This window comes from Desulfopila aestuarii DSM 18488 (genome assembly GCF_900143695.1).
GTDB lineage: Bacteria > Desulfobacterota > Desulfobulbia > Desulfobulbales > Desulfocapsaceae > Desulfopila > Desulfopila aestuarii.
This window is the reverse complement of sequence record NZ_FRFE01000022.1, coordinates 69818-96212: the sequence shown is the minus strand read 5'-3', so window position 1 is coordinate 96212 and position 26395 is coordinate 69818. Positions and strand designations below refer to the sequence as shown.

General features: G+C 50.9%; 21 protein-coding genes and 1 riboswitch. Of the genes, 10 read left to right on the top strand and 11 right to left on the bottom strand.

All coding sequences use genetic code 11. The features are described 5' to 3' along the window. Window positions 1-175: transposase (locus BUF15_RS18905; RefSeq protein ID WP_200802418.1), on the bottom strand; the 175-nt coding region annotated here is incomplete at its 3' end. Between the two features lie 202 nt (window positions 176-377). Between BUF15_RS18905 and BUF15_RS18900 the strand changes: the two genes are divergently transcribed. Next, a complete protein-coding gene (locus BUF15_RS18900) occupies window positions 378-1190 on the top strand; it encodes a molybdate ABC transporter substrate-binding protein (protein WP_073615276.1) in 813 nt (270 codons plus the stop codon). A gap of 43 nt (window positions 1191-1233) precedes the next feature. Here the strand turns inward: BUF15_RS18900 and BUF15_RS18895 are convergent, their stop codons facing one another. Then, window positions 1234-2037 carry an alpha/beta fold hydrolase gene (locus BUF15_RS18895; protein WP_073615275.1) on the bottom strand — a complete coding sequence of 268 codons (804 nt, stop codon included), beginning with the start codon at window positions 2035-2037 and terminating at the stop codon, window positions 1234-1236. Window positions 2038-2167: 130 nt separating this feature from the next. Continuing rightward, window positions 2168-2572, bottom strand: a complete 405-nt coding sequence (locus BUF15_RS18890; protein ID WP_073615274.1) for a bacteriohemerythrin — start codon at window positions 2570-2572, stop codon at window positions 2168-2170. Window positions 2573-2818: 246 nt separating this feature from the next. Next, window positions 2819-3021, top strand: a riboswitch (cobalamin riboswitch). A 288-nt stretch (window positions 3022-3309) separates the two neighbouring features. Here BUF15_RS18890 and BUF15_RS28115 point away from each other — a divergent pair. The 5 genes from BUF15_RS28115 (at window position 3310) to BUF15_RS18870 (ending at window position 7739) form a co-directional block, all read left to right on the top strand. After that, complete coding sequence (locus BUF15_RS28115; RefSeq protein ID WP_268753205.1) at window positions 3310-3444, top strand: hypothetical protein; 135 nt, start codon at window positions 3310-3312, stop codon at window positions 3442-3444. A 677-nt stretch (window positions 3445-4121) separates the two neighbouring features. Further along, the gene (locus BUF15_RS18885; RefSeq protein WP_073615273.1) at window positions 4122-6293 is read left to right on the top strand and encodes an adenosylcobalamin-dependent ribonucleoside-diphosphate reductase; all 2172 of its coding nucleotides are present in this window, start codon (window positions 4122-4124) and stop codon (window positions 6291-6293) included. Window positions 6294-6396: 103 nt separating this feature from the next. Further along, a complete protein-coding gene (locus BUF15_RS18880; RefSeq protein ID WP_073615272.1) occupies window positions 6397-6924 on the top strand; it encodes an SEC-C metal-binding domain-containing protein in 528 nt (175 codons plus the stop codon). Further along, a complete protein-coding gene (locus BUF15_RS18875) occupies window positions 6924-7337 on the top strand; it encodes a VanZ family protein (RefSeq protein WP_073615271.1) in 414 nt (137 codons plus the stop codon). The genes BUF15_RS18880 and BUF15_RS18875 overlap by 1 nt, the downstream gene beginning before the upstream one ends. 105 nt (window positions 7338-7442) lie before the next feature. After that, window positions 7443-7739 carry a hypothetical protein gene (locus BUF15_RS18870; protein ID WP_073615270.1) on the top strand — a complete coding sequence of 99 codons (297 nt, stop codon included), beginning with the start codon at window positions 7443-7445 and terminating at the stop codon, window positions 7737-7739. A gap of 79 nt (window positions 7740-7818) precedes the next feature. Here the strand turns inward: BUF15_RS18870 and hemB are convergent, their stop codons facing one another. From hemB to BUF15_RS18850, 4 genes are all read right to left on the bottom strand, one after another. Continuing rightward, entirely contained in the window at window positions 7819-8793 is a 975-nt protein-coding gene (hemB, locus tag BUF15_RS18865) for a porphobilinogen synthase (protein WP_073615269.1), read from the bottom strand. 101 nt (window positions 8794-8894) lie between these two features. Further along, complete coding sequence (locus tag BUF15_RS18860; protein ID WP_073615268.1) at window positions 8895-10262, bottom strand: sigma-54-dependent transcriptional regulator; 1368 nt, start codon at window positions 10260-10262, stop codon at window positions 8895-8897. A 41-nt stretch (window positions 10263-10303) separates the two neighbouring features. Next, complete coding sequence (locus tag BUF15_RS18855; protein WP_084554190.1) at window positions 10304-12625, bottom strand: sensor histidine kinase; 2322 nt, start codon at window positions 12623-12625, stop codon at window positions 10304-10306. 8 nt (window positions 12626-12633) lie between these two features. Continuing rightward, window positions 12634-13209, bottom strand: a complete 576-nt coding sequence (locus BUF15_RS18850; protein WP_073615267.1) for a DUF4390 domain-containing protein — start codon at window positions 13207-13209, stop codon at window positions 12634-12636. Window positions 13210-13643: 434 nt separating this feature from the next. Between BUF15_RS18850 and BUF15_RS18845 the strand changes: the two genes are divergently transcribed. Both BUF15_RS18845 and BUF15_RS18840 read left to right on the top strand, forming a co-directional pair. Then, window positions 13644-14033, top strand: a complete 390-nt coding sequence (locus BUF15_RS18845) for a NifB/NifX family molybdenum-iron cluster-binding protein (RefSeq protein WP_073615266.1) — start codon at window positions 13644-13646, stop codon at window positions 14031-14033. A 102-nt stretch (window positions 14034-14135) separates the two neighbouring features. Continuing rightward, window positions 14136-14423: a DUF134 domain-containing protein gene (locus tag BUF15_RS18840; protein ID WP_073615265.1), complete on the top strand. Its 288-nt coding sequence runs from the start codon at window positions 14136-14138 to the stop codon at window positions 14421-14423. Between the two features lie 154 nt (window positions 14424-14577). Here BUF15_RS18840 and BUF15_RS18835 read toward each other — a convergent pair whose 3' ends face one another. Next, complete coding sequence (locus BUF15_RS18835; RefSeq protein WP_073615264.1) at window positions 14578-16164, bottom strand: peptide chain release factor 3; 1587 nt, start codon at window positions 16162-16164, stop codon at window positions 14578-14580. A 251-nt stretch (window positions 16165-16415) separates the two neighbouring features. Between BUF15_RS18835 and rfbB the strand changes: the two genes are divergently transcribed. Then, window positions 16416-17486 (top strand): dTDP-glucose 4,6-dehydratase, encoded by a 1071-nt coding sequence (gene rfbB, locus BUF15_RS18830; RefSeq protein ID WP_073615263.1) that lies wholly within the window; start codon window positions 16416-16418, stop codon window positions 17484-17486. Window positions 17487-17513: 27 nt separating this feature from the next. Further along, window positions 17514-18059: a dTDP-4-dehydrorhamnose 3,5-epimerase gene (rfbC, locus tag BUF15_RS18825; protein WP_073615262.1), complete on the top strand. Its 546-nt coding sequence runs from the start codon at window positions 17514-17516 to the stop codon at window positions 18057-18059. Window positions 18060-18081: 22 nt separating this feature from the next. Here rfbC and BUF15_RS18820 read toward each other — a convergent pair whose 3' ends face one another. From BUF15_RS18820 to BUF15_RS18810, 3 genes are all read right to left on the bottom strand, one after another. Further along, entirely contained in the window at window positions 18082-19992 is a 1911-nt protein-coding gene (locus BUF15_RS18820; RefSeq protein WP_073615261.1) for a hybrid sensor histidine kinase/response regulator, read from the bottom strand. A gap of 421 nt (window positions 19993-20413) precedes the next feature. Continuing rightward, window positions 20414-22537: an HDOD domain-containing protein gene (locus BUF15_RS18815; protein WP_073615260.1), complete on the bottom strand. Its 2124-nt coding sequence runs from the start codon at window positions 22535-22537 to the stop codon at window positions 20414-20416. Window positions 22538-22705: 168 nt separating this feature from the next. Beyond that, window positions 22706-26395 (bottom strand): SbcC/MukB-like Walker B domain-containing protein, encoded by a 3690-nt coding sequence (locus BUF15_RS18810; protein ID WP_073615259.1) that lies wholly within the window; start codon window positions 26393-26395, stop codon window positions 22706-22708.

Sequence of the window (26395 nt, the reverse complement as noted above, 5' to 3'; positions counted from 1 at the left end):
GCTGCAGATGCCCTTCCAGCACTTTGCTCTCCTTCTGCCGAGCCAAATCATGCAACACCTCACCAAGGTGTTTTCTCAGCTGCCCATAAAGCGTTTTCTTTCGACACTTCGGTATCCACACGACGTGGTACTTGCATTCCCACTTCGAGTGGCTTAAACATTGTGTGTTGTTCATGAAGCCTCCTTCTCGTGACTTTGAGCGGTCCACGAGAGCGGAGGCTTCTTCATTTTGCAGGAACCGTCAAACTTTTGTAGTCCCCCGGCAAAGCCGGGGGTTTACCTAAAGGAAATTAAAAGCAGAGGGTACTGTTGAGGCATGTAATCATCCTCTCACCAGCCTCTTTATGATTTCGTCAAAAACAACGAGAGGAGTTATCATGAGTCGTGTTAAGTCTTTGTTGGCTATTTCTATTCTCTGTATAGTGCTGTTTCCCATTGCTGTACTCGGCCAATCAATCACCCTCCATGCTGCAGGTAGTCTGAAAGCTGCCCTTGGTGAGGTGGTTAAAGCGTATGAAGAAACATATACCATCGAGGTTGCCACCAAATTCGGGCCTAGCGGTCTGCTGCTGAAAGGGATTGAAGCGGGAGAAAAACCGGATGTCTTTGCCTCTGCCAACATGAAACATCCGCAAAAACTTGCCGAGGCCGGTTGGGGACGGCCGGTTGTGCTTTTTGCCAGAAATACGCTGTGCGCCATTGCCCAGCCGGAGCTGGATGTGACGACGGAAAATTTCCTTGAGCGCCTTCTTGATGAGAAGGTTAGGGTTGGCACTTCGACACCCAAGTCGGATCCCAGTGGGGATTATGCTTGGGAGCTGTTTTCGAAGAGTGAAGCGCTTAAGCCGGGGAGCCAGGCGATCCTTACCGGTAAGGCACTTCAGCTGACAGGCGGACCGGAGAGCCAGCCTGCACCGGAAGGACGTAACCAGTATGGCTGGGTCATGGAAGAAAAGAAAGCAGATGTATTTCTCACCTATTGCACCAACGGAGTTCTTGCAAGAAAAGAGGTGCCTGGCCTTAAGATGATTGCCATCCCGGAGGAACTTTCGGTCGGTGCCGATTATGGTTTGTTGGTGAGAAATGAGGCTTCAGTAGAGGCCTGGCAACTCGCCATGTTTATTCTTTCGCCAAGCGGTCAGGACATCCTTCAGAAATATGGTTTTAAGGCGGTTGGCTTACCGAAGTGATATGTTGTCACGATATCCTGTTGGCTCTGGGTAAATTTCAGGGTCAGCCGGATTTTTTTGTATCTCTGAGAGATTCAAGCAGTGTATCGATAAAGATTTCTGGTTGTTCGCTATGTACCCAGTGTCCCGCATTATCAATTCCCCTAACTGCTGAATTCGGGAAGAAAAATGTTCTGTCCTGCTCGTGCTGCGGCAGGTAGTAGTCTGAATCGTTGCCCTTAATAAATACGGTGGAAACCGGGCAGGGGGCATACGCCTCCAGTTCCTTAAAGCCGATCTGGATATGATTCAGGTATTTTTGCAATACCGGCAGGTTGAACTTCCAGAAAAAAACATTTTGGTCGTCGCGCGCGATGTTTTTTGTGAGAAAGGCGGCCAGACGTTGGTCTCCTAAACGTTGCTCCAGTTCCTGCCTGATGGTGGCCCGTTCGCTGTAGCCGCGTAAATCAATGTCCTGCAGGGTATTGATCAGGTCGTGATGGAAAGTGTCTCCGGAGAGCTGGTAATCTGAAGGGGCAATATCGACCACCACCAGTTTTGTAACCCGTTCAGGATAGAGAAGGGAAAAGATCATGGCCAGTTTGCCGCCCATAGAGTGGCCGATGAGATGGCAGCGGTCAATCTCATGCTCATCAAGATAGTTCAGCAGATCATCTGACATATCCGTATAGCGGTGGGTGTTGCTGTGCGGCGACCGACCGTGATTTCTCAGATCGGGAAGGTGAACGGTGAAGCCACGGTCAGCCAAGGCCTTGCCGATAGTGAGCCAATTGTCCGACATCCCGAAAAGGCCGTGCAGGATAATGAGAGGCTCTCCGTTGCCGAGTATGCGTGAGAAAAGTTGCATCGGTGCAAGAAAGACTGTAGGAGTAAATGGGTATGTATGTTTGTGAGTATATACTGCCAATCAGGGTGGTCCGAAGTCTTTGGTCAAAATACTCGTCAGATAGAAGACAAAAGACTTCGTAGTCGCTTGATTACGCGATACCCTTTTTCGCAAAAAACTCTTTATACTGCATATCCTCATGGAGGATGTGGCCGGTAAGCCAGGAACTTAAGTATTCCAACAGTGCTTTCGAAAGAATGTTTGGTCCAACAGAGGCGTCCATAAACTCTAAGGTCTTGTCGAGAAAGGCTGCGTGGCTATGTTTTTGTGAATCGAGGCGTTCATATCCATATTCGGCCATGAGGTACTCTTCTGCCCGAAAATGTTCTTGGGCATAATCAGTCATTTCGGTGAGTAGTTCAGCTATCGTGGCGGGTTCGGTGAGGACGTGCTGTTCCTCAATCAAACGATTGATCATGCCAATCAGCTTTTGATGCTGGCGGTCCATTTCCTTCACTCCAACACTGAGTGAGCCACTCCATATGATGGTTTCCATAACAACCCTTTAAGTAATCGATTTACCGGAATGTTTATAGGTACTTCAAAGATATGCCAGTATACCACATCTGTAATGACAGGCAAGATTGATTCACGAAAATGGAGGGGGAGGCTGATGATGGCCGCGGGGACAGTGGCTAGAGAAAAAAATAGAACAATGATCTAAATGTAGTTGCATTGTATAGGGCAATGCCAATATATTGTACTAAGTTGATTTGGGATGTGTTTTTAAAATGCCGAATCAGAGAAAACGTTGCATGTGGTACTTCCCCGGTAGTTTGCCGGTGAGGTGAAAAGGGAATCCGGTGTGAATCCGGAACTGACGCGCAGCGGTTACCAGGAACGAAAGTCATCATAATGCACTGGGCAAGGCCCGGGAAGCGATGGCGAGTAGGGGAATGTGCGATGCCTGGGAGTCCGAAGACCTGCCACATTGCTGCGACCGACCCACACGGGTCGATTCACATTCACTCGTCACCTCGCGCCCAAGGAGACAGTCATGCCAGCACCAATCCAGCCCAAGTTGTATCATTTTCTTCATCTAGCAACAAACAGATTACCCAGAGTACCATACAAACTGACCTGAAAGATCCGGCCGGAAAAGATGCATGCGGTCGGAGCAAGCGGGTAAAGTGTATATGTTCGGGACATGATGCCTGACCGTTACGCGAAGTCTTTATCGTTTCCGTTGCCGGATTGTAGATCTATTGCCATCCACCACAAGGAGAATAGGAAATGGAAAAAAATGAAACAGCGTTCATCAAACAGAGTCTTATGTTGACCAGAGATTGGGACGATTTCCAGGCGCTTATCCGACGCTGTCGGACCATAATCGCCATAAGGGAAAAAGGACATTCCGGTAAACAATAACCTTCTATCTAACAAGGGCAGGCAAGAACGGCGTGCGATCATCCCGGAAAAAAGGGCTGGTGGTAGATCGTACGCCGCGTAGCAAGAACGATACCTTTTGACTGAGAAAAAATCTTCTGACGTGGAATCGCCGGGATGAAAATGAGAGGCAGAAATGAGTGCAGATTTGCCTTGAAAAAAATTGAACTGACTGGTTGTTTAGAGCTGTTCGGCTACAGGTTGGCCGGAGCGCCCGATCTCAATGAATGTATCGGAATACAGGATGTCAGGCAAATCCGCTAAATGCAGTTTTCCCCCCCACATGTTGTAGTTTCTTGTTGAGCGACCCATAAATGTAGAGTATAAGCTGGTGTGAGCTTCGGGTGCCTTGACGTATCCGAAAGCGTGTTGTGAACCGTCAGATTTGAGGAGACGGCCTGCTTTGCCTATGGGCAAAAAGAAAAAATTTTGTGCGTTGTCTGCAGGCGGCAGAGCCTGTTGGATGACGCTTCGAGAGCCTCCCATAGATGTGGTCCGATGAGGACACTGTTTTTTGGGTAGGCACCCTTTTTATACATTCGTAAAAGGGCTTCAGTCGTGTTTGGAGAGACACGACAAAAGCTATCCATGTTGGTGACTCGTGCATGTAGCCTTTTTGCGGGACCGAAAAATTTTGTAACCACCAGGAGAGAGGGACTATGGCACCTGATTTGACCAAGCAGGTATTGACGAACACCGCAGAAACAGTTTTGGCCCGACGCTATTATATGAAAGACGCCGAGGGTAATCCTGTCGAAACCTGGGAGACACTGTGCCACAGGGTCGCCAACGCCATCGCCGATGTCGATAAGGACTCACCGAACGGTGAGAATCTGCGGGAAGATTTCTTCAATATGATCTATCGCATGGACTTCCTGCCGAACTCTCCTTGTCTCATGAATGCGGGAACCGATCTGGGGCAGCTTTCCGCCTGTTTTGTGCTGCCGGTCGAAGATTCCATGGATGGTATCTTTACCGCCATCCGTAATGGAGCCCTGGTCCATAAAACCGGTGGCGGCACCGGTTACTCCTTTTCCCGGCTCCGATCAAAAAATGCTTCTGTCCGTTCCACCCAGGGTGTAGCCTCCGGACCGCTTTCTTTTGCTGCGGTATTTGATGCAGCGACAGAGACTATTAAGCAGGGTGGCAAGCGTCGTGGAGCCAACATGGGTGTGCTGCGTGTTGACCATCCTGATATTATGGATTTTATCACGGCCAAGCAGGATCAAAACAGGTTTAACAACTTCAACTTCAGTGTGGCGATCACCGATGCCTTCATGAAGGCGGTCGAAGACGGCACTGAATATGACCTGATCGAGCCTTCCAGCAAGCAGGTAGTGCGTAGCCTTGAGGCGCGCGAGGTATTTGAAAAAATTATTGATCTTGCCTGGCATAACGGCGAGCCCGGGGTACTCTTCATCGATACCGCCAACAAGGCAAACATGACTCCTCAGCTGGGTGAGTTCGAAGCGACCAACCCCTGTGGCGAGCAGTGGCTTCTCCCGTATGAGAGCTGTAACCTCGGTTCCATCAATCTGGCGAATTTTGTGGAGAAGGGAAAAATCGATTACGACCGGTTGAAAACGATAGTCGAAAGCGCTACCGCCTTTTTGGATAACGTCATCGACTGCAACCGTTTCCCGATTCCGGAAATTGAGAAGATGACCCTGCAGACCAGAAAGATTGGTATGGGCATCATGGGTCTCCATGACATGCTGATCCAGCTTGGTGTACCCTATGGTAGTGAAGAAGGCCGTGAGACCGCTGGTGAGGTGATGCGTTTTATTCGAGACGTGGCAGCCGCCCAGTCAGAAAAGGTCGCGGCCGTAAAAGGCCCTTTTCCCGCCTACGATGCAAAGGTGAACACCTATCCGGCCAGAAGGAATGCCGCGCTCACATCTATCCAGCCCACTGGCACCGTGTCGATGATTGCCGATTGTGCCTCAGGCTGCGAGCCCTATTTCTCCATCGTTATGGTCAAAAATGTCATGGATGGCGACCGGTTGATCATGGTGAATAAGCATTTTGAGCGTATCGCCAGGGCTGAAGGGTTTTACTCGGATGAACTGATGAGCAAGGTGGCGGACTCCGGCACCGTTATAGGTCATAAAGAAATCCCCGCCAAATGGCAGGAGGTTTTCCGGACAGCCCAGGATATCCGCCCCGAGGATCACATCGCTATGCAGGGTGCGCTCCAGAACAACGGTGTAGACAGCTCTATCTCCAAGACTATCAACCTGCCGAACAGCGCCAGCCGTGAAGAGGTGAAGCTCTCCTACATTACCGGCTATCAACTGGGATGCAAAGGACTGACCGTATACCGCGACGGTTCACGTGACTCCCAGGTGCTGAACACCAAGGACACCTCCAAGAGCGAGAATGTCGCCATGGTTTCAGAGAAGGGACCGGTGAAGAATAACCTTCCTGATACCTTAGATGCCAAACGATATCGAGTCAAAGATCAGGACCAGAAGTCGGTCTATATCATCGTCTGTTTTGATGAGGACGAAAAGCCGATGGAAGTGTTTGCCAAGTTCCCCTTTGACAACCGGGTCGACCTGAAAGATAAGTCCACCATGTGGACGACCACCTGCCGGTTGGTGTCGCTTTTGCTTCGCTTTAATGTGCCGATGGATGAAATTATCAAGCAGCTTGACCGTTCCAGTGGACATATGCTTGACCTTCCAGCTCAATTGAGTAAGTTGTTCAAATCCTTCCTGGCTGGGACCCAGCGCGGTTTTTCCAGCGTCTGTCCGGAATGTTCCGGTACCCTGGTTTTTGAGGAAGGGTGTGAAACCTGTCATGATTGTGGTTTTAGTAAGTGTGCCTAAGGTGCAGTGACTGGGATCTGCAGTTGGCGTGAGGCAGGAAGAGAAATAACGACTTTTGGTTGGATACTGATAATTCGATCGACAGATTTGAGGTTAAGAAAATATGGCGAAGATTGGCAGGAATGAAAAATGTCCGTGTCAAAGCGGCAAAAAATACAAGCACTGTTGCGCCAGAAAGGTCGCTGCGGCAAAGCCGAAACAGCTGACACCTGAGCAGGCAGCCCGGATTACTCTGATGGGTGGTGTGAGTGCTATTCAGGAGAAGGCGGAAAAAAGAGAAGCTGCCACCAAAGAGATCGGCGTATTCTTCTTTTATTCCACAACGGCAGGAGATGCCTGGCTGCTGGAGACAACCGATTGCGACTGTGTTCAGGTTGCCAAAGGTGGTGAACGCCTTGAGGCGCCCATTGATGAGAATCCTGAAACCATTGAGGTCAACTGGAGTCACCAGTTTAAGATCGTCAACAAGAAGCTGGAACTCACCGCCTACCTCGACAAAAGCGTAATGGTGATGGAAGATGCTCCTGCTCAGGCGATCAACGCCATGCTGCGGCGGATAAGGAAAAAGTTTTCTCCTGAGCAGCTTCGGCAGGTCCACGTGGAGAGTGGCGAGGTAGCCGCTACCGAATAATGCCTCCGTTACTCAAACAATTACGTGCGGTCCCCATGGTTCTGGTCATGGGGACCATTTTTTTTCTCTCCCATCAAAGTGGCGACAGCATCGATTTAGGGCAAATACCCGGGACGGACAAGCTGGCCCATATGTGTATTTATGGATTGCTTGCTGCGACAGTTATATTTGCCCACCGCCAGTCGACTAAAAAAAAGTTCCCCTTACAGGTGTGTGGGATTACGCTTGTCGTCTGCCTCTTCTATGGGTTGTCAGATGAGTTTCACCAGTCGTTTGTGCCGGGACGTTTTGTCAGTGGAGCCGATGTGTTGGCTGATGTTATCGGAGGGGCACTGGTTGCTGCGGGCTGGCTTTTTATGGAAAAACGACGGAAGAAAAAGGGGAAAGGTCAAGGTCGGATATCCGTTGCCTGACTGTTTGGCAAAGTTTTCTTCTTGCCCCAGGAGGAGCCAGGCCTTATAATGGTGGAAGCAGTTAAGAATGGTTCTTGGCCCAATATAAGCATACAGAGGTAGAAAATGATAGGTCAAACCGGTGGGCTTGGCTCCACAATCCCGAATAATGAGCAACAGGTATACCGCGACAATGCTGCAACTTCCACCACTACTCGCCGGGCTCCCCGTGAGCAGGAGGTAACCCAGGATACTCAGACCAGTGATACGGTTTCGTTGTCGGCTGCGGGGGTTGCGCTGGCAAGGAATGTACCACCGGCCGCTGCCACCAGTGAGGCTCAAGAGACTCCGGCATCAGAAACACCAGCTGAAAATGCGCAGGAGACACAACTCCGTTTTGGAGGGATTGATATCCAGGCCTAGGAATAAGGCAAGCCCTAAAAAACGATAGAAAAGAGGGAAATCGAGAAAGCTCGATTTCCCTCTTTTTTTGTCGAAACTGCTACTTCCGAAGCAGCTTTGCCATTTCCTTGGCAAAATAGGTGATAATGATATCCGCACCGGCACGCTTTATAGAAAGCAGCGTCTCGGCCATCACTTTTTCGCCATCAATCCAGCCCTTCTCTGCCGCTGCCTTGATCATCGCATATTCACCGCTTACATGATAGGCGGCTACCGGCAGATCGAACTCGTCGCGCAGTTTAGAGATGATGTCAAGGTACGCCACTGCCGGTTTCACCATCAGAATGTCAGCCCCTTCGTCCACATCAAGGGTGGCTTCTCGTAATGCCTCCCGGCTGTTGGCCGGGTCCATCTGGTAGCTGCGGCGATCTCCGAATTGCGGTGCACAGTCAGCAGCGTCGCGGAACGGACCGTAAAAGGATGAGGCGTATTTCACCGCATAGCTCATGATGGGGATCATCTCAAAATTGTTCTCGTCAAGCGCAGCCCTGATCTCTGCAACCCGACCATCCATCATATCCGAGGGGGCTACCATGTCGGCTCCGGCCTGGGCGTGGGAGAGGGCGGTCTTGGCCAGGATCTCCAGGGTTGCGTCGTTGTCCACTTCCTGGTTGATCAGGCAGCCGCAGTGACCGTGGTCAGTGTATTCGCAGAGGCAGACGTCGGTTACGACCATCATCTCCGGTACCTTGTTTTTGATCTCTCTGATAGCACGCTGGATGATACCGTCTTTTATATGGGCGCCGGTTCCCATCGCATCCTTTTTGTCCGGCAGACCAAAAAGGATAACGGACCGGATACCAAGTCCCAGGCATTCTTTTGCTTCGGCAGCCAGCTGATCAATTGAGATACGGAAGACTCCTGGCATGGAAGGGATCTCTTCCCGTACATTCTTGCCGGGTTGGACAAATAGCGGATAGATAAACTGGTCTGCTGAGAGGTGGGTTTCACGAATGAGACCTCTGAAGGTACTGTTCTGCCGCAGGCGACGTGGGCGATAATCGGGAAATACCATTTCTGCTCCTATTTGTTAATGTATTGTCGCTTTCTCTCTGTTATTCAGCAGTAGCTGGAAGGGAAAGGCGTGAGTGTTGTGGAGGGGTAACGATAGGGTCGTTAGACCTCGATATCAAGACTTTTGAGTTTTTTATGGAGATGGCTGCGCTCAAGGCCAACCTGCTCGGCGGTTTTGGAGATATTACCATCATTTTGGATCAGCCTCTGGTGCAGGTATTCCCGTTCGAAAAGTCGTTTGGCCTCTTTGAAGTCTGTGGTCAGAAACATGGCCATTGCCGGGCTATTGTTTATAGTAGCGGCACCTTGCACAGGGTTCAGGAAAAGACGGATCTGTTGTCCGGTGATGATCTCATCGGGGCACATGATGGCAAGTCGCTCAATGAAATTGCGCAATTCGCGTACGTTGCCAGGCCATGAGTGTTCGCGAAGAGCGATAAATGCATCCTCGGTAAAGGTCTTTGGTTTGATACCCTTACCTGTCATCGAGTCCATGAGGCTGGCCACAAGAAGGGGGATATCCTCCAGCCGGTCATGTAATTTCGGGACGTGGATTGGCACGACATTGAGGCGCCAGAAGAGATCGGCGCGGAAATTTCCATTCTCTATCTCCTCTTCAAGATTTTTGTTCGTCGCGGCAAGTACCCGGACATTGACCTTGATGGTACGGCTACCGCCTACCCTCTCAAATTTTTGTTCCTGCAAAATTCTGAGAATCTTGGCCTGGGTCTTCAGGCTCATATCACCGATTTCATCAAGAAAGAGAATGCCGCCGTCAGCCTGGTCAAACTTGCCTTTTTTGCTGGAGTGGGCACCGGTAAAAGAACCTTTTTCATGGCCGAAAAGTTCGGACTCGATCAACTCCTCCGGGATTGCGGCGCAATTCACCTCAATCATCGGTTTTGAGCTGGAGCCGGACAACCGGTGAATAGACTGGGCAACCAGCTCCTTGCCGGTGCCATGATCACCGCGGATCAGAACCCAGGCGTCGGTGGGGGCAACCATCTCTATCTGGTTGCGGATAGCCATGATTGCTTGAGATGTGCCGGTCATTTGAACCGGCTTGGCTGTCGTCTGGCGTAACAGCTGATTTTCCAGCTCGAGTTGGGCAAAGCGCAGTCCGTTGGTGATTGCCAGAACGATCTTATCGTAGGAGAGCGGTTTCTCAATAAAATCGAAAGCACCGTTGCGGGTCGCCTGTACAGCGGTTTCGATGGTGCCGTGGCCTGAGATCATGATTACCGGCAGATGAAACCGCTCCTTGATAATAGGCAAGGCGGCCATTCCGTCCATCTTGTCGCCCAGCCAGATGTCGAGTAGCACCAGGTCGACGTGGTCGTCATCAAGGATCTCCAGCCCTTCTTCGGCAGAGGAGGCTGAAGTTACTTCAAAACCCTCATCTTCGAGGATACCGGATAACGCTTGGCGGATGGAGGTTTCGTCGTCAATGATGAGAATACGTTTTTTCATAATGCTTCTGCTGCAAGAGGTTATAGGGGATGATGTGACTGTCAGCCGACAATATCCTGACGTTCCACCATTGGCAGTTCGATGATAAAGACAGAGCCGCGCGGTTTATTGTCCTGCACTCGGATGTAGCCGCTATGATCGGAAATGATGGTGGAAACGATGGCGAGTCCGAGGCCGGTACCACTCTTTTTGGTCGAGAAATATGGTTCGAACAGTTTGAGTTTATTTTCTTTGGTGATACCTGGGCCGTTGTCGGCCACCTTGATAAAGATAGAGCCGGAGGGCTCGTCGGGACTTAGTTCAATATCTATTGTACCCCCGTCCGGCAAAACTGCAACCGCATTGTCAAGCAGGTTGATCAGGCAGCGCTTGATCTGTTCTGCATCGAAATGAAAGATTGGTACGGGACTGGTCTCGCGCAGAGAAAAAGCGATATTTTTGTGGGCTTCACGATAGAGTATTAAGGTGTCTCGGGCCAAACTGACCAGGTTGGCAGGTCCTTTCTGGACCTGGGGCATCCTTGCGAACTGACTGAATTCGCTGACCAGTCGTTTCAGTTCGTCGACCTGGCCGATGATGGTGCTGGTGCACTCGTCGAAGACCCGGTCCTCCTCGGCCAGAATATCGGGATAACGGCGGCGGAGTCGTTGGGCGGAGAGCTGGATCGGGGTCAGCGGATTTTTGATTTCGTGGGCAATGCGTTTGGCAACCTCACGCCAGGCGGCCATCCGCTGCATCTTTTCGAGCTTGGTAAGATTATCAAAAACCAGCACATGACCAAGCGAGGTTCCCTCTTCGTCCTCAAGGCGATTGAAGTGGACCAAGAGCGAGAAATTTCTCCCCATGACGTTCAATTTCAGGTGCTGCTCCACCGAGGTCTTGCCGGTGCTGTTCAGCTCATCGATAAAGTTCTGGATGATCGCCTGCTGGCTCTGGTTCAGGACCTCCATGAAGGATTTACCGATAAAGAGACTCTTGTCGATATTGAGGAGTGTCTCGGCAAAACGGTTGATGGTGGTGATGCGGTGTTGATCGTCGAGTGAGATGACACCGGCGGAAACGTTCTGCAGAATGATCTCGGTATAGCGACGCCGCTGCTCGGACTGTTGTGAGCTTTGCTGCAGGGCTGTATGGGTTTCCGCCAGCTGTTTATTACTCGTGTTGAGGTTCTGAGTCATCTGGTTAAATGAGTTGAAGAGAAAGCCGATCTCGTCGTTGGCATCGCTTTCCATTTCAAATTCGAGATCGCCCTCGGCGACGCGTTGGGTGGCGGAAACCAGGCGGCCCAGCGGGTCGGTAATTCCTCGTGAGATGTAGAGTCCGAACCAGATTGCGGCAAATATAATCAACAGTGTGACGATGAGGAGGATAATAAAAATCCAGAACTTGAACGGGTCTTTGAAATGCTTGAGTTGGCGATATCCCTCGATACCCCGGGAGATAAATTCCATTCGTTGCAGCTGTTCGTCTTTTACCAGCAGCGAGGTGGCGAGGATAGCTTTCGTCTCTTTTCCGTTGCCCATGACAATTTCGGAAACGCTACGTATAAGATCGCCCTGGTTGGTACTTTGGGTGATGGTTTCGGACCCCTGCTGAGAGGTGGCTTTTATCAGGGTGTCAATCGGGATTCGCGGGAGAATCAGGTTTTGATTATCAGGGCCGAGAACAGAGATCTGTAAATCGGATTTGGCCGGAATAAGGGTGATGGCATAGAGCCGGTTGACGATGCTTTCTCTGGCGATTTTTGTCAGCAGCTGCCTGATGTCTTCTGTCGAAGATTGATCAATATCATAGTGGACCAGTTTTTCCGCAATCCCAGCGTTCATGAGATGGGCCTGGTCAGTGGCATCATGGAGAATTGACTGGGCCAGTTCCAGGGATTCCTGCAGAGAGTCCTCAATGCTCGTATTGAACCAGTAATCCATACTGGTTGAAACAAACTGGAGAGCGACAAAAAAGAGCAGGATGGTGGGGATGAGTGTTAGTGATAAAAACGAGGCGATGAGCTTGGTCTTGAGTCGGCTGCCGGGACGGTCGATCCTCCTTTCAAAAAGCAGCTCTGCCAGGCTGCGTAGTACCAGGAAGAGGACAAACAGTACCAGGAGGACATTCAGGTTAATCAGACCAAAAATGAGAATGTTGTTGCTGATCGGCAGTGAATCTTCGTGACGGTAGAAAAAGCCCTGCAGGTAGATAAAAAAGGGAATAAGTGACAGACATATGCCAATAGTCCACCGGACCAGTCGCCGCTTCTGCAGAACCTGCTCGCGGGAATAGGGTTTTCTGGCGGGAAGTGGTGCCGACTTGTCTGGGCTCGGGGGCGGCGAATCGGTTCCCGTTGATGGCTTGGTATGCTCTGTCACTGGCTCCGTCAATAGTTGAATTCAAGGGTGTGCCAATCGGTCTCCCTATCCCACCAGGAAACAAAAGGCAGTATGTGGTGCAGGCTGAGTGGCAAGGTCTGTTTGAAGAGATCGGCTCTGATGCGAAGTTTGTAGGTACGGTTCGGTGCAAGTTTGGCAAGTTCGATAATCTGTGCTCCGTTGACTTCACTCATGGCCCGTTGGGCCTCAGAAAGTTCAGGGTAGGGGGTGATCTTGTTGCTTAACTCCTCAAGTTCGACCTTATAATTGTCTTTCAATGTGTCATACGTGAGGGTGTGTCGAAACTGAGTCTTGACAAGCATTTCCTTATCCTTGCCGCCATCCTTTTCAAGAAGTTCCACGAAAAACGAGAAGTCGATGGGGATACCGGATTTCAGGCCAGACACCATCTCTTCGCTGAAGGCATTGGCGATAACCCCGAAAAGAATAAGGTGAGTTGCAGATGTGGTTACCACCAGCTCAGTAAAATCGACGCTGTCGGACGGTGGCTCGCTTGCATGGCTGAGCGGGCTTGTAGTGCCGACCAGGACGACGAAGATCCAGATGAGCAGATTTTTATGCATAATAGACAGTTGTAAAAAAAACGGAATACCAACGGATATGAATGGTATTTCAGGAGGTTTGTAGATATTCCGCCTTGCGCAGGTGGACTTCTCCGGGCTGGAATGGAACCCGGAATTTACCGAGGGTGATAGGTCTCTAACACTCTCGCGATAGTGGGCGTAATGTACTTGAAATCCCAATTGATGTCCATTTCTTGTTGGTCTATTGCATTACCATGCAGGCGATTGCAGCGTTTGGTCTGCCAGGGAAGAAAAGGAGTTGACCAGGCATGCTGGAAAAGTTATTATGTGCATATGTCAAATATGATGTTCTTCGACATGCGGGGCATGATCTGGTATTCAAGATTTGAAAGCATGTGTAGAGCGTATCATATCTGAAAATCGACAAAATCGATATTGCAGATAATAAAAATCATACTCGGAGGATAATAAAAATGAAACTTGCTATTCCCTCAAACAATCCCGGCGGTCTAGAGGCCGCAAGGTCAGACCATTTCGGTCATTGTGACGTATTTACCGTGGTCAGCCTGACTCCGGAAAACACTATTGAAAACATTGATACCATTGTCAACCACGGCCATCAGGCGGGTGGCTGCATGACACCGGTGAAGATCTTAAGTGATGCACGTGTCGAGGCCATCGTGGTTGGCGGCCTTGGCGCTCGACCGATGCAGGGTTTCACTCAGGTCGGGATAGATGTCTATTTTGCCGGCCCGAACAGTGGTCCTGACGTACGCTCTCTGGTCCAGCTTTTTGTGGATGGGCAGCTGCCGCGTATGCAGCCTACCCAGGTCTGCCAAGGGTCCGGAAATTGCCAACATTAGAAAATTGCAATTTTTGGCCATCGGCTGTATAAAGATCGAGTACTACAAACGACTACCGGCTCTTCCCCGGAGCCGGCTTCATTTACGATACCTAAAGTAATTATGTCGCCGAGACCAAAAAAACAAAGAAATTGTGAAGGTAGCTTCTGTGGGCAGGCCTATAAACCCACAGGTACCCCGTTAAAGGATTTGAAACAGATCGAACTGCACCGTGATGAACTTGAGGCGCTACGGCTCTGCGACTCCGAGGGACTGACCCAGGAAGAGGCTGGTGCGCGTATGGGCGTTTCACGGGGTACAATTCAGCGTATACTCACGGTTGCCAGAAAAAAGACGTCAACTTCTCTGGCCAGAGGCTATGCCATCATCTTTGTGTCTGATGAGGAATAGCTCAACTGAGCGTAGAAGGCTGCACATCCAGTTGATGTTGTCATCTCCGTTGTCTCTGCTTCAGTGGGTGCATCGATAATGGCCAATGCTTAATCGCCATTAGGGTGCACCCCATGTTGTTCCCTTTGCTTACCACCAGCTCGAGAAAGCCAGGCTAGACATTCTCCCTGGTTTTCATAAACTCGATCTCCGGCCACTTTTCCTTGTGATAGTTGATCATCCACTCACTGGAGGAGAGGAAGGTGAGAAATCCTTCTGCATCGTGGGCTAGGGCATCTTGGTTCTTTCGCTCAAATTCGGCCAGCTTTTTCTTGTCGTCACAGTGAATCCAGCGTGCGGCCTGGTAGTCGACCGGCTCATAGACGGCATCGACCCCGTACTCATTTTTCAGCCGGGCCATGGTGACCTCAAACTGCAGGACACCCACTGCACCCATGACATAGTCGGAACCTATCATTGGCCGAAATACCTGGATGGCACCTTCTTCCGCCAACTGCACCAGCCCTTTCTGTAGTTGTTTCATTTTCAGCGGATTTTTTAAAAGTACCCGACGGAAATGTTCGGGGGCGAAGTTGGGGATGCCGGTGAATTTCAGCTCTTCCTTGGTGGTGAAGGTGTCGCCGATCTTGATAGTACCGTGGTTATGGAGACCGATGATATCCCCCGGCCAGGCCTCTTCAACGTTGGCCCGCTCCTGGGCCATGAAAATTGTGGCATTGGAGAGTGAGATGTCCTTGCCCAGCCGATGGTGTTTGACTTTCATGCCTCGGGTGAACTGACCGGAGCAGATCCTGAAGAAGGCGATACGGTCTCGGTGAGCCGGGTTCATGTTGGCCTGGATTTTAAAGACAAAACCTGAGAATTCCTCCTCGGTGGGCTCAACCATGCGAGTCTGGGTCTGGCGCGGGCTGGGAGGCGGGGCCATCTCAACAAAAGCATCGAGCAGTTCCCGGACCCCAAAATTGTTGACGGCACTGCCGAAGAAGACAGGTGTCTGGCTGGCGGAAAGATAGTGGTCGTATTCAAACGGGTTGGCGGCACCGTCAAGCAGTTCGATATCCTCACGCAGTTCATCAGCCTGGCGTCCTAGCAGTTCATCGAGCTTGGGGTCATCGAGGCTGTCAATGGTTATCCCTTGTGCGCTTCGGGTTTCCTGGCCCGGTGTGAAGAGATGAAGCCGTTTCTGGTAGAGGTTGTAAACACCTTTGAAGCTTTTGCCCATACCAATCGGCCAGGAAAGTGGTGTACACTCGATCTGCAGTTTTTCCTCAATCTCAGCCAGCACATCCAAAGGGCTGAGACCTTCCCGGTCGAGTTTGTTGATGAAGGTGATGATCGGGGTGTTGCGCATCCGACATACTTCCATGAGCTTCTGGGTCTGTGACTCGACACCCTTGGCGCTGTCGATCACCATGATGGCCGAATCCACGGCTGTAAGCACTCGATAGGTATCCTCAGAGAAGTCCTGATGGCCGGGGGTGTCGAGCAGGTTCACCTCAAAATCCCGGTAGGTGAATTTCATGACGGAGGTGGTGACGGAAATCCCACGCTCCTGCTCAATGGCCATCCAGTCACTGGTGGCGTGCCGGTCAGCCTTACGGGACTTCACCGCGCCGGCCATGTTGATGGCACCGCCAAACAGCAGCAGTTTTTCTGTTAAGGTGGTTTTACCGGCATCAGGGTGGCTGATGATGCCGAAGGTCCGGCGCTTTTTAACTTCGTTTAACAGTTGTTTACTCATAAACCTGATATCGCTGAATTTATATGTGAAGCCGCCAGGGCAAACAGTCCTGGACCGTTGGTTGCGACTTTCTGGGTAAAGTTGTTCTTTTAGGGGTGGGGAGACTGTCTTCCAGGGTGTCTTCTTGAGCAGAGAGAGAAAAAACTCTATCTTCTCCCGCTCTGGTGTATTATAAGAACGACAAAAAAAAATGCTGAAGAATAGGCTCTTTTTCCTATATTGCAACTAGAAAATATCAGGTAGACCAAATCATGATCACGAAAAGAACAATTCTTGTAACCGGTGGCTGCGGTTTTATTGGAACAAACTTTGTCCGTCTACTCAACCGTTCTTACCCCTCCTGGCGGGTGGTCAATCTCGATAAACTGACCTATGCCGGTAATCTCCATAACCTTGAGGGTATAGTCGAAGGGGAGAATTATCGTTTTGTACGCGGTGATATCTGTGACGGTTCACTGATTGAACGTCTTTTTGCCGAAGAACAGATCGATACAGTGGCACATTTTGCCGCGGAGTCCCATGTGGATCGGTCCATTACCGGGCCGGCAGCCTTTATTGAGACGAACATCCTCGGTACCTTTACCCTCTTGGAGGCGGTTAGGAGATTCTGGCAGGGGCAATCCTGGTCGGGGCCAGTGCCATGTTTTCTGCATGTCAGCACCGATGAGGTGTATGGTTCTCTTGGTGCGACAGGACTGTTTACCGAGAGTACAGGCTATGATCCTCGTTCCCCCTATTCAGCCTCCAAGGCCTCTTCGGATCACCTTGCCAGCGCCTATTTTCACACCTATGGCCTGCCGGTAAGGATCACCAACTGTTCCAACAATTATGGGCCGTACCAGTTTCCGGAAAAACTGATCCCCCTGGTGATGAACAACGCGCGCGAAGGTCGTGAGCTGCCGGTCTACGGAGACGGCAGAAATATTCGGGACTGGCTCTATGTTGAGGACCACTGCGAGGCCATTGTGCGGGTTATTGAAAAAGGGCAGAATGGCCGGAGCTACAATATCGGTGGTAATAACGAGAAAGAAAATATTCAGGTAGTCACGGGCATCTGTGATATTTTAGATCGCAGGCTCGGCTTACTGCCATCAGGTGCATCCAGGCGCTCATTGATCCGGTTTGTCAAAGACCGGGCTGGACATGATCGTCGTTATGCTATTGATGCCGCACGCATCCGCACCGAATTAGGATGGGAGCCGCAGGTGGCCTTTGAAAAAGGTATCGAAATGACCATCGACTGGTATCTGGCCAACCAGGAATGGGTGCAAGGGGTTGTGGACGGCAGCTATGAAGACTATTACCGGCAGATGTACAGCTGAGGCTGCCTGTATCACGGAGATTACAGAATGAATATTATACCGACAGCGATACCGGATGTCCTGCTTATTGAACCGAAGGTCTTTGGCGATGAGCGCGGATTTTTTATGGAAAGTTTTAACCAGCAGGTGTGGCAGCAGCAGACCGGGCTCAATCCAATCTTTGTTCAGGACAACCATTCCCGCTCAAGCCGGGGGGTACTGCGTGGCATTCACTATCAGATACAACAATCTCAGGGGAAGCTGGTACGGGTAGTAAGTGGAGAGGTGTTTGATGTGGCAGTTGATCTTCGCAGATCGTCTCCAACCTTCGGTCAGTGGGTTGGAGAGATCCTGAGTGAGGAAAACAAACACCAACTCTATATTCCGGAAGGGTTTGGCCACGCTTTTCTGGTTCTTTCCGAATCAGCAGACTTTCTCTATAAAGCGACCGATTATTACGCGCCGGAGCATGAACGCTGCATTATCTGGAACGATCCCTACCTTGGTATTGAATGGCCGGAGAATATCATCCCGAGTCTATCACAAAAAGATAGTGCAGGCGTATTTCTCTCCCGGGCAGAGGTCTACGAATAATTTTGCTGAGTTGCCGGCTTCCTCAGGATGGATCCTGAAGTTCATCATGCAGGGCGTGGGCCAATGCCTGGATGGAATAGGGTTTGGTGAGATGCTGGCGGATACCCAGTGTTTGTGAGGTGGCCTTGTCTTCCGGGCGGAAATAGCCGGAGGTGAGAATGGCTTTCTGATCTGCTCTCAGTTTTTTGGCCTTACGGTAGGTTTCGTAACCGTTAATTCCCGGTTCCATCCACAGATCCAGAAGCAGCAGGTCAACCGGCTCCTTGTGCAGATAATCCACCGCGCTTTGGCCGTTCCCGGCAGTGATCGGTGTGTAGCCCAGCCGCTTGAGTAGCGCTGCGGTTACCTCCAATTGGCCCTTCTCATCATCCACGACCAGTATCTTTTCACCATTACCCACCGGCGGATGAGTGAAGGTGCTTGGGGTGAGTTGCGTTGCAGTTTTCTGTGTAATAGGAAAATAGAGTTCGAAACAGCAGCCTCCGGGGGTGTTGTGTATATCGATATAGCCGTGATGGTCGCGGATGGTGTTCCAGATGACGGTGAGTCCGAGGCCGGTTCCACTCCTGCCCAGCTTTTTTCTGGAGAAGAACGGTTCAAACAGTCTGGGCAGATCTGCTTCTGAGATCCCCGGTCCGCTGTCCCGCACCGAAAGAACGGTGAAGGCGCCTGGCGGAATGATTTCGTAGCCTTCCTTCATTTTCTGCAGACAGCGAGTTTCTGTGGTGATGGAGATACTGCCGGAAGGGCCAGCCGCCTCGATACCGTTAGCCAACAGGTTGATAAGGGTTTTGGTCAGGTGAACGGGTGAGGCTTCGATGGCAGCCACCTGGGGATGCAGGCGGAAAGTGATTTCAGCATTGGGATACTCACGTTCCAGCTGGATATAATCAAGAGATCCCTTATAGCTTTCGATGATATCGTTCAGGTTGCAGCTTTCTTTTTGGCTGGTGGCGCCTCTGGTCACGGTCAGTAGATCGGCCACCACTGCCGCAGCCTGTTGTCCCGCTTTTCGTATCAGGTCAATATCTTCACGATACTTTTCGGTGCTTTCCATCTTCATCAGCAACAGTTCCGGAAAGGTAACGATGGCGGTGAGGATGTTGTTGAGGTCGTGGGCCACGCTGCCGGCCATGAGGCCGATAGATTTCATCCGCTGGGCGTTGGTCAGCTCTTCCTGCATTTTGAGCCGGGACATTTCGTCCTGTTTTCTGGCACTGATATCGCGAAAGGCGGCGACCCAGCTGAGTTCACCTTTCTCCCGCATCTTCCGGAGCCGTATTTCCAGAGGAAATGAGGTGCCATCGCCATAAAAACCGATAGATTCAAAGATCGATGGCTCACCCGTCGGGCATTGCTGCAGCAGGGTCATACAGGCCTGCCAATCTTTGACAAACTCTTGGAGATGATGTGGTGTTTCGGCAGTGGGTTCGGCTATGTGAAAAAGCTCCCAGAACTGGGGATTGCATTGGGTGAGGCGGTCGTCGCTGAAAAAGGCGATACCTTCCCAAGTAGCAGCGGCCAGCTGTTCGAAGGTGTATCTCGAGGCAATCAGCTCTTTTTTTAATCGCTTGCTTTCGATACCTCGGGCCAGAATCTGGAGCACCAACTCAGGCCTGCACGGTTTCTGCAAATAGTCAACAACACCGTAGCGAACAGCTCGCACGGCTGTGTTGATGGAACCGTTGCCGGTAAGGATGACGACAGCGGTGTCAGGATGGTTGAGGGTAATAAACTCGGCGAGTTCGATGCCTTCGACATCGGGCAGGAGGAGATCGAGAAGAACGGCCTGATAACTGTTTTCCCTGAGTTGCAGCAAAGCTTCACTGCCAGTAGCGGCCTGATCAACAGCATAACCATTTTCTTCGAGAAAAAACTGGATGCCGGTGCGAAAATTTCGTTCGTCGTCAACGACGAGTATTGCATTGCCCATGATGCTGTCTCATTCTGAAAGAGTTGTTACTTTTCGGGCAGCTTATTACTTTCACTGTCACTCCGGATACCAATTATTCAGCTTTGCTGCTACCTCATGGGTGTCTTGTCGTATTTGGTAATCTATCACCCTGTCATCAGTGAATTTACCTAAATAAAACTACGAGATAATATCAGTCCTGTTAATTGAAATAATAATATCAGCAGGTTCGGTCAATTTGGAGGTGTGATGCAGAGGAAAGTGCATAGGGGGGCATATATGCGTATTTTGATAAATGTATTGGTATTACAATACTATATGCAAATTATTGGGAAAACGGTTCGGTAAGGAAGCAGGTAAGAATATTTTTTCATGAGGGAAAAGCCTAGCCTTTTCAGGGGGCTGGGCGATAGTATTTCGAATAATCGACGTTGCAGTTCGATCAGTCGCTAATGGGTAAGCGTATGGTAAAGCAGGTTCCTCGACCGGGCGCAGGTGTGCAGCCAATTGTGCCCTCTCGGTCCAGCAACAGTTTGCGGGCGATGCTGAGACCGAGCCCCAGATGTCCTTCGGTCTTGGTGGTGACACCGGCATTGAAAATGGTGGGTCGCATCTCTTCCGGGATTCCAGGGCCGTTGTCGCAAACAGAAATTGCTAGTATCTTTTCGGAATATGGTTGCCCAGTATCGGCAAGCGAGCTGCCGATCTCGATCCGGCCACCATCGGGCATGGCATCGGCGGCATTGGCAAAAAGGATAGCCAGCACCTGGCGCAGGATTTCAACCGGTGCCACCAAGGATCTCGTTTCCGGTTCAAGCCGGACCTGGACTTCGATATTTTTGCGGGAGAAGAGCGATTCGCGAAAAAAGGTGAGGGTGTCGCGGAGAATATGATCAAGCCGCATTGATTTGCCGGTCGGTCGGCGGGTGAGGTCGGTCAGATTCTCCAGTTGCCGGGCGATGGTGCTGATGCGGCCGATCTCATCACCGATGAGCTGCAGGTCCTGGGCAGGGTTGTCGCCGTTGCCAATTTTTCTTTCCAGAACAACGAGATAGTTCTGTATAACGGCGAGAGGATTGGAGATCTCGTGGGCGATAGCGCGGGTGACCTTTTCCACTCCTGTCAACTCTTTATGGATGAGTTCGGAACTCATGCGACGGCTCAGTTGTTCAAGCGAAAGTCGCGCTCCGACATGGCTTGCCAGAAAAGAAAGCGAATTGTTGTGAACGCCAAGTTGGTCAGCCTGGTAACTTCTGAGTCCGAGTACCAGTGCACCGCGTTCCGTGTCGGCCAAGGGTAGGGGAATAGCCAGCAGTTGCTCGCAATTCAGAAACGCCGTAAGCCGGCTATCAGCTTCACTCCTGGTGGTTCTATCAGGACCGGTGTGGCAGATTATTGCGTTATCGATACATTGGTGGATGATAGAAGAGCTGCTGCAATCCGGAATTGGGATGTCCGCGAGATGTTGTCGTAACGGGTTGGCTGCTGAGATAGCGACAGATAAATCCTTTGTTCCATCTTGAGGGAGGAGGAGAAAGGCGTGACGGAGCTCGGCAAGCAACATCAGCGTCTCTTCCAGGATCTGGCAGATACGGTCTTGATTTTCCGCTTTAAGGAGGTTGTCTATTGCCCCGTGCAGTACCATCATTTGCCGGGTTTTCTCCTGCAGTTCCTGTCGAAGGCTATCGTCTTTAGTCGTTTTTTGGTGCTTGGCAGCCGAATCCACTCCCTTTTCCACCTTGATACCCAAAGCTCGGGCGATCTCATCCACTGATGCTTGAGATGCCGTGAGAACGGCGCGCAACTCTTTTTTGCCTAATAATATGCTTAAGGGAAGCGGTGGAATGTTTCCATCCTCATCAGGGATATGGCTGAGGCTATTGGCCAGATGGATAATATCGACCAACGGGTTTTCTGAACCGTTTACAGAATGTGTATGGTGCAGTGCAATGGCCTTAGCCAGATGTTCGGGGAGTTTCCAGTGGTGGATCAGGCTGGAGCCAACATCTCCGTGGTGGATGCCAAAATAGTGTTGCTCAGATTCGGTGAACGTCTTCCCTTGAGGCACGGAGGTGAGGAGCCGTTCATAGTCATCAGGATATCCAGAGGCGAGCAGAAGTTTACCGAGGTCGTGGAGCAGTCCGCAAAGATAGGCTTCAGCCGGGCTGGCTTTTGCTGTTTTCTCTGCCAGATTTTTTGCGAGGATGGCTGTTAAAAGCGAATGATACCAGAACTGCGGCAGATTGATTTTTGCACTGTTGCTGTTTGCATCGAAGGTTTCATGAACCGAAACGCAGACTGCCAGGTTTCGGACTGTATCGAGACCCAGATATATGACAGCCTGTTGTATCTCACCAAAAGCGGACTTGGCGCCGAGAAAGGCTGAATTGGCCAGCTGCAGGATTCGTCCGCTGATGACACTGTCCCGGGCCACCAGTTCGCCGACACCATAGATATTGACCTCCGGGTCGTTGCAGGCATCGAGCAACTCTATGAGTGTCTGGGGCAGAGCGGGAATTTTGCTGAGATTAAGGTGCTGATGGGGGACCGGGGTCGTAGAGCTCATATGATAATGGATAGAATTTAATAAAATATCGAAGCAATTCCCTGATCTCTAGCAGAGTTGTTTGTAAAAATCAAAACGTTAATTCGACATGACTGAAAATGGGATGCAGGCTGGAGGACTCGTCTGACAACGGGTTGGCGTCGAAAGCAGTCGCCGGAGACCTACTGATCAACTGGCATGTGCATCCTGATTTCTGGATATGCCGGGACCGGAGAGACGACTGATACCGCCCAGACCGGGTGTTACCCGGATCTGGGTACCAATACGGTCCCTGAGGCCGCTGACATGGGAGATAACACCGATGATCTTGCCTTCCTGGTGCAGACTGGACAGGGTGTCGAGTGCGGTCTGCAGCGAATCTTCGTCAAGGGTGCCAAATCCTTCATCCAGAAAGAGCGAATCGACCTGAACATTATGGCTGGCCATGGTAGAGAGTCCTAGCGCCAGCGCCATGCTGACAATAAAGCTTTCACCGCCCGAAAGGTTCTTGGTGGAACGGATTTCCCCCCCCTGGTAATTATCGATCACATGCAGCTCCAGCGGCTGCAATGGATCTCGTACCAGCAGATAGCGGTCACTCATCTTGGCAAGGCTGGTGTTGGCATGGCTGATCATGATTTCGAAGGTTAACCCCTGGGCGAAGTTGCGAAACTTTTTGCCATCGTTTGAGCCGATGAGTTCGTGGAGTCGCGACCAGCGATCCAGTTCGACCTTGCGGGCGGAGAGCAGCTCAAGCTTTTCTTTATGGTGTTGTTGCTGCCGCTCATTGTCCTGTAGTTGCTGGCGCAGGGCCCCTATTGTTTGTTGCGCCGTCGAAGAGTTGTCCTGCAATTCGGTAAGCCGGATCTCAAGCTCTTCACGTGACATATCGGTGAGATTCTTGTTCTTCTCTTCCAGCAGCGCCTCTCTGCTTGCCTGGAGCAGCGCTTTTGTTTCTTCGATTGCTTTTTGCATGCTCTCTATTGCCTGATGAAGCTCTGTACGCTCTTCGTCTTCCAGGCGACTGGCCAGAAACTTTTCATGATCAGCAAAGCCGGCTTCAAGAAGTGCAGTAGTGAAGTTGCTGGTCAAGGTTTCCAGCAGTTTCTTGCGCTCGTTTATCCGCACGCTCCGTGCAGTCTGGCTAGCCATAAGAGCGGCATGCTCTTCTCGTAAATTGCTGAGGCGGTTGGCCAGATGAGTTACCTGATGTTCGCATTTGTCCAGACGGGCCTGCATCTGTTTCTCCGCCTCATCGGGATGGCCTTCACCGAAGAGTTGCGTCCTTTGCTGCCACATCCCGTCATAAGTGGCTGAAAGCTGTGCCAGTTGTTTTTGCTTTTCCCGGCAGGTTTCCTGCTGATTGGTCAGCAAAAGTTTCTGGCTAGTCAGCTCCCCACGAATTTCCTGCAGGCGGGTTGTGAGGAGTTGTTGGTTCTTCTCGCCTTCCAGCCAGGTCGATCTCCGATTGTTCAATTCCTGAACAATCCTTCCACAGTTGTCGATCGTAACAGGGGAGGTGATGTATGATGCAAGTCTTTTGGTCAGTGTGGTCTCTTTATCTCTCATCGACCGGTTCAATTGTTCGAGTTCTGACGAGTGCTGTAGCAACAGGGCTTCAACCTTTTCCTGCTGATGGAGCAGTTGCTGTAACTCCCGTTCAGTATCGTTACTCCGTTTGATGAGACTATTTCGGTCGCGAGTCGTGCTTTCCAGCTGATTTTTGAGTGTTTGGACCTCATTCCTCAGTATGCACAACTGGTCACGTTGACGGGTCAGATCAGGTCGCAGACGCCCCAGTTGTTCTTTTAGGTCACCAGCAGCTTGTAACCCCAGTTCGCTGGAGAGTTTGGCAATATTCCGGCCTATCTCTGCTTGTTCAGTTGTGCAGGCAGATATGTTGAGCTCGACCAGTTCCTGTTCTTTTTCAAGGCTGGCAAGTGTTGTTCGGGCAGTGGTCAGCTCTTCACGAAGTTGATCAAGACGCCGGGTTTCTACTTTCAGGCAGGCTTGTTCTCTCGTTTCATCCGGTTCCTGGCCACCACTGGCATAGGGATGGGAGAATGAACCACAGAGCGGGCAGGGATGATTGTCAAGAAGATGCTTTCGTTCCTCTTCGTAGCTTTTGACTTTCTCAGCCAATCGTAGGATCTGCTGCTGTTTTTCTACATTGGTCTGCTGGAGTTGGGCCTGCACGACCAGTTCCTGGCAGCGGGTTTCCAGGTGTTTTTGTTGCTCTGTACCCGTCTCTTTTTTGGAGGCGAGGGAGGCTAGCTCCTTGGCAATTCGTTCATATCGCCTGGCGAGCTCCTCAGTTTGTTCGAGGAAATTAAGCTGTTTCTGTAGCTGGCTGTCCTTTTCGTAGAGATGCTCTGAGGTCGTGTTGCCCAGCAGTTTTGCCAAATTTTCGGTGCACTTTGCCTCTTGTTGTTCGAGTGCAGCTTGTTGTTCGATCAGTTTGGTTGTTTCGGCTTTTTTTATTTCAGTTAAATTTCCAAGATGTTTGCTCTTTTGGTGCAGGGGCGGAAGCAGGGCGGAAACTGCTTTGTGGCGTTCGGCAGTTTCCTGATACTGATCAATCTGCTCTTTGATTCCGCTGTACTCCTGAACCAGTGCGCTGTCTATGGCGTGGCTGCTTCGGAACTGTTCCAATGTTTTCACTTGCCGTTCGATTGCCAGGTTTTTATTGGCGAGGTTTTCGAGCAGTTTTTCAGTAGTAGTTTTGCGGGAAAGTTCGGTTGCCTGCTGATTCGTCAGTTCGGTGCGCTGTTCAGCTATCATCTGGATCTGCTGATCAAGCTGCCGTACTTTTCGCAGTATCACTTCCTGTTCACGGGCTTCCTGTTTACGCGTATCCCGTTCTTCACGCGCTGCTGTTTCGCTCTTGCCCGTATCGGCCAGCTCTTTTGCTTTGTGGGCAAGAAGGCGGGCAGAAATGTCCTGTTCGTTCTGTTCTTTTTCTTGAAGCAGCTGCTCATCTGACAGGCGAAGATGGAGCGGCTCAAGTGACTTTGCCTTTTCTGCTGCTGCCAACCGCTGACGATGGGGTTCCAGGTCAAGCCAATTGCGGTCCAGTTCCTTGAGTTTTTCTTCCTGTAAGCTTATATCACGCTGCAGTCGCTCCCGGGTCATATGCCATTCGAACAGGCTACGGTTATGGTTAATCTGACTCTGGATTTGTCCTGTCTCCTCAGTCAATGCCGCGAGTTGGCTGTTGAGTTGAGTCAGCTGCTCCTCGGTAAGAGGTGTGAACCCGTCACACTCTTTACTCAACATTTCGAACTGCGCCAGTTCCTCACCTTTTCGTTCGTGGACCTTTCTGGATATTCGGCTGTAGATATCGGTACCGGTTATCTGTTCCAGAATTGGTGCACGTTCATCAGGTGGCGCTTTCAAAAAGGTGTTAAAATCGCCCTGAGCAAGGAGAATGGAGCGGGTGAACTGTTCATAGGTCATGCCGGTTACGTCCACGACTTTCTGGGCGACCAGTTTGATTTTGGTCTCCAGGGGGCGATCGGTGGTGGCATCGACTATCTCATGGCGCGGCGGTTGCAAATCGCCAGTTGCACTTTTTCGGGCGCGATGCTGGCTCCAATGGCAGCGGTAGCACCCTTTTGAGGTGCTGAACTCCACTTCAGCCCAGCATTCACCGGTATGGCGGGTCATGATCTCGTTGGTGGATTTTGATACCAGTTTCAGCCGGGGAGTGCGGCCGTACAAAGCAAGACAGACCGCATCGAGGATTGTGCTCTTGCCCGCACCGGTGGGGCCGGTAATAGCGAAGATACCGTCTGCTAAATATTCCGGACCGGTCAGGTCGATGGCCCAGGCACCGGCAAGAGAGTTGAGATTGGCAAAACGTATATGCAGGATCTTCAT

Coding starts and splice junctions, on each gene's coding strand:
- BUF15_RS18820 (WP_073615261.1), bottom strand. CDS start 19,992: ATGGGCAATGCAATACTCGTCGTTGACGACGAACGAAATTTTCGCACC.
- BUF15_RS18870 (WP_073615270.1), top strand. CDS start 7,443: ATGATAGGTCAAACCGGTGGGCTTGGCTCCACAATCCCGAATAATGAG.
- rfbC (WP_073615262.1), top strand. CDS start 17,514: ATGAATATTATACCGACAGCGATACCGGATGTCCTGCTTATTGAACCG.
- BUF15_RS18880 (WP_073615272.1), top strand. CDS start 6,397: ATGGCGAAGATTGGCAGGAATGAAAAATGTCCGTGTCAAAGCGGCAAA.
- BUF15_RS18895 (WP_073615275.1), bottom strand. CDS start 2,037: ATGCAACTTTTCTCACGCATACTCGGCAACGGAGAGCCTCTCATTATC.
- BUF15_RS18860 (WP_073615268.1), bottom strand. CDS start 10,262: ATGAAAAAACGTATTCTCATCATTGACGACGAAACCTCCATCCGCCAA.
- BUF15_RS18875 (WP_073615271.1), top strand. CDS start 6,924: ATGCCTCCGTTACTCAAACAATTACGTGCGGTCCCCATGGTTCTGGTC.
- BUF15_RS18850 (WP_073615267.1), bottom strand. CDS start 13,209: ATGCATAAAAATCTGCTCATCTGGATCTTCGTCGTCCTGGTCGGCACT.
- BUF15_RS18890 (WP_073615274.1), bottom strand. CDS start 2,572: ATGGAAACCATCATATGGAGTGGCTCACTCAGTGTTGGAGTGAAGGAA.
- BUF15_RS18885 (WP_073615273.1), top strand. CDS start 4,122: ATGGCACCTGATTTGACCAAGCAGGTATTGACGAACACCGCAGAAACA.
- BUF15_RS28115 (WP_268753205.1), top strand. CDS start 3,310: ATGGAAAAAAATGAAACAGCGTTCATCAAACAGAGTCTTATGTTGACC.
- BUF15_RS18845 (WP_073615266.1), top strand. CDS start 13,644: ATGAAACTTGCTATTCCCTCAAACAATCCCGGCGGTCTAGAGGCCGCA.
- rfbB (WP_073615263.1), top strand. CDS start 16,416: ATGATCACGAAAAGAACAATTCTTGTAACCGGTGGCTGCGGTTTTATT.
- BUF15_RS18840 (WP_073615265.1), top strand. CDS start 14,136: ATGTCGCCGAGACCAAAAAAACAAAGAAATTGTGAAGGTAGCTTCTGT.
- BUF15_RS18835 (WP_073615264.1), bottom strand. CDS start 16,164: ATGAGTAAACAACTGTTAAACGAAGTTAAAAAGCGCCGGACCTTCGGC.
- BUF15_RS18900 (WP_073615276.1), top strand. CDS start 378: ATGAGTCGTGTTAAGTCTTTGTTGGCTATTTCTATTCTCTGTATAGTG.
- BUF15_RS18810 (WP_073615259.1), bottom strand. CDS start 26,395: ATGAAGATCCTGCATATACGTTTTGCCAATCTCAACTCTCTTGCCGGT.
- BUF15_RS18815 (WP_073615260.1), bottom strand. CDS start 22,537: ATGAGCTCTACGACCCCGGTCCCCCATCAGCACCTTAATCTCAGCAAA.
- hemB (WP_073615269.1), bottom strand. CDS start 8,793: ATGGTATTTCCCGATTATCGCCCACGTCGCCTGCGGCAGAACAGTACC.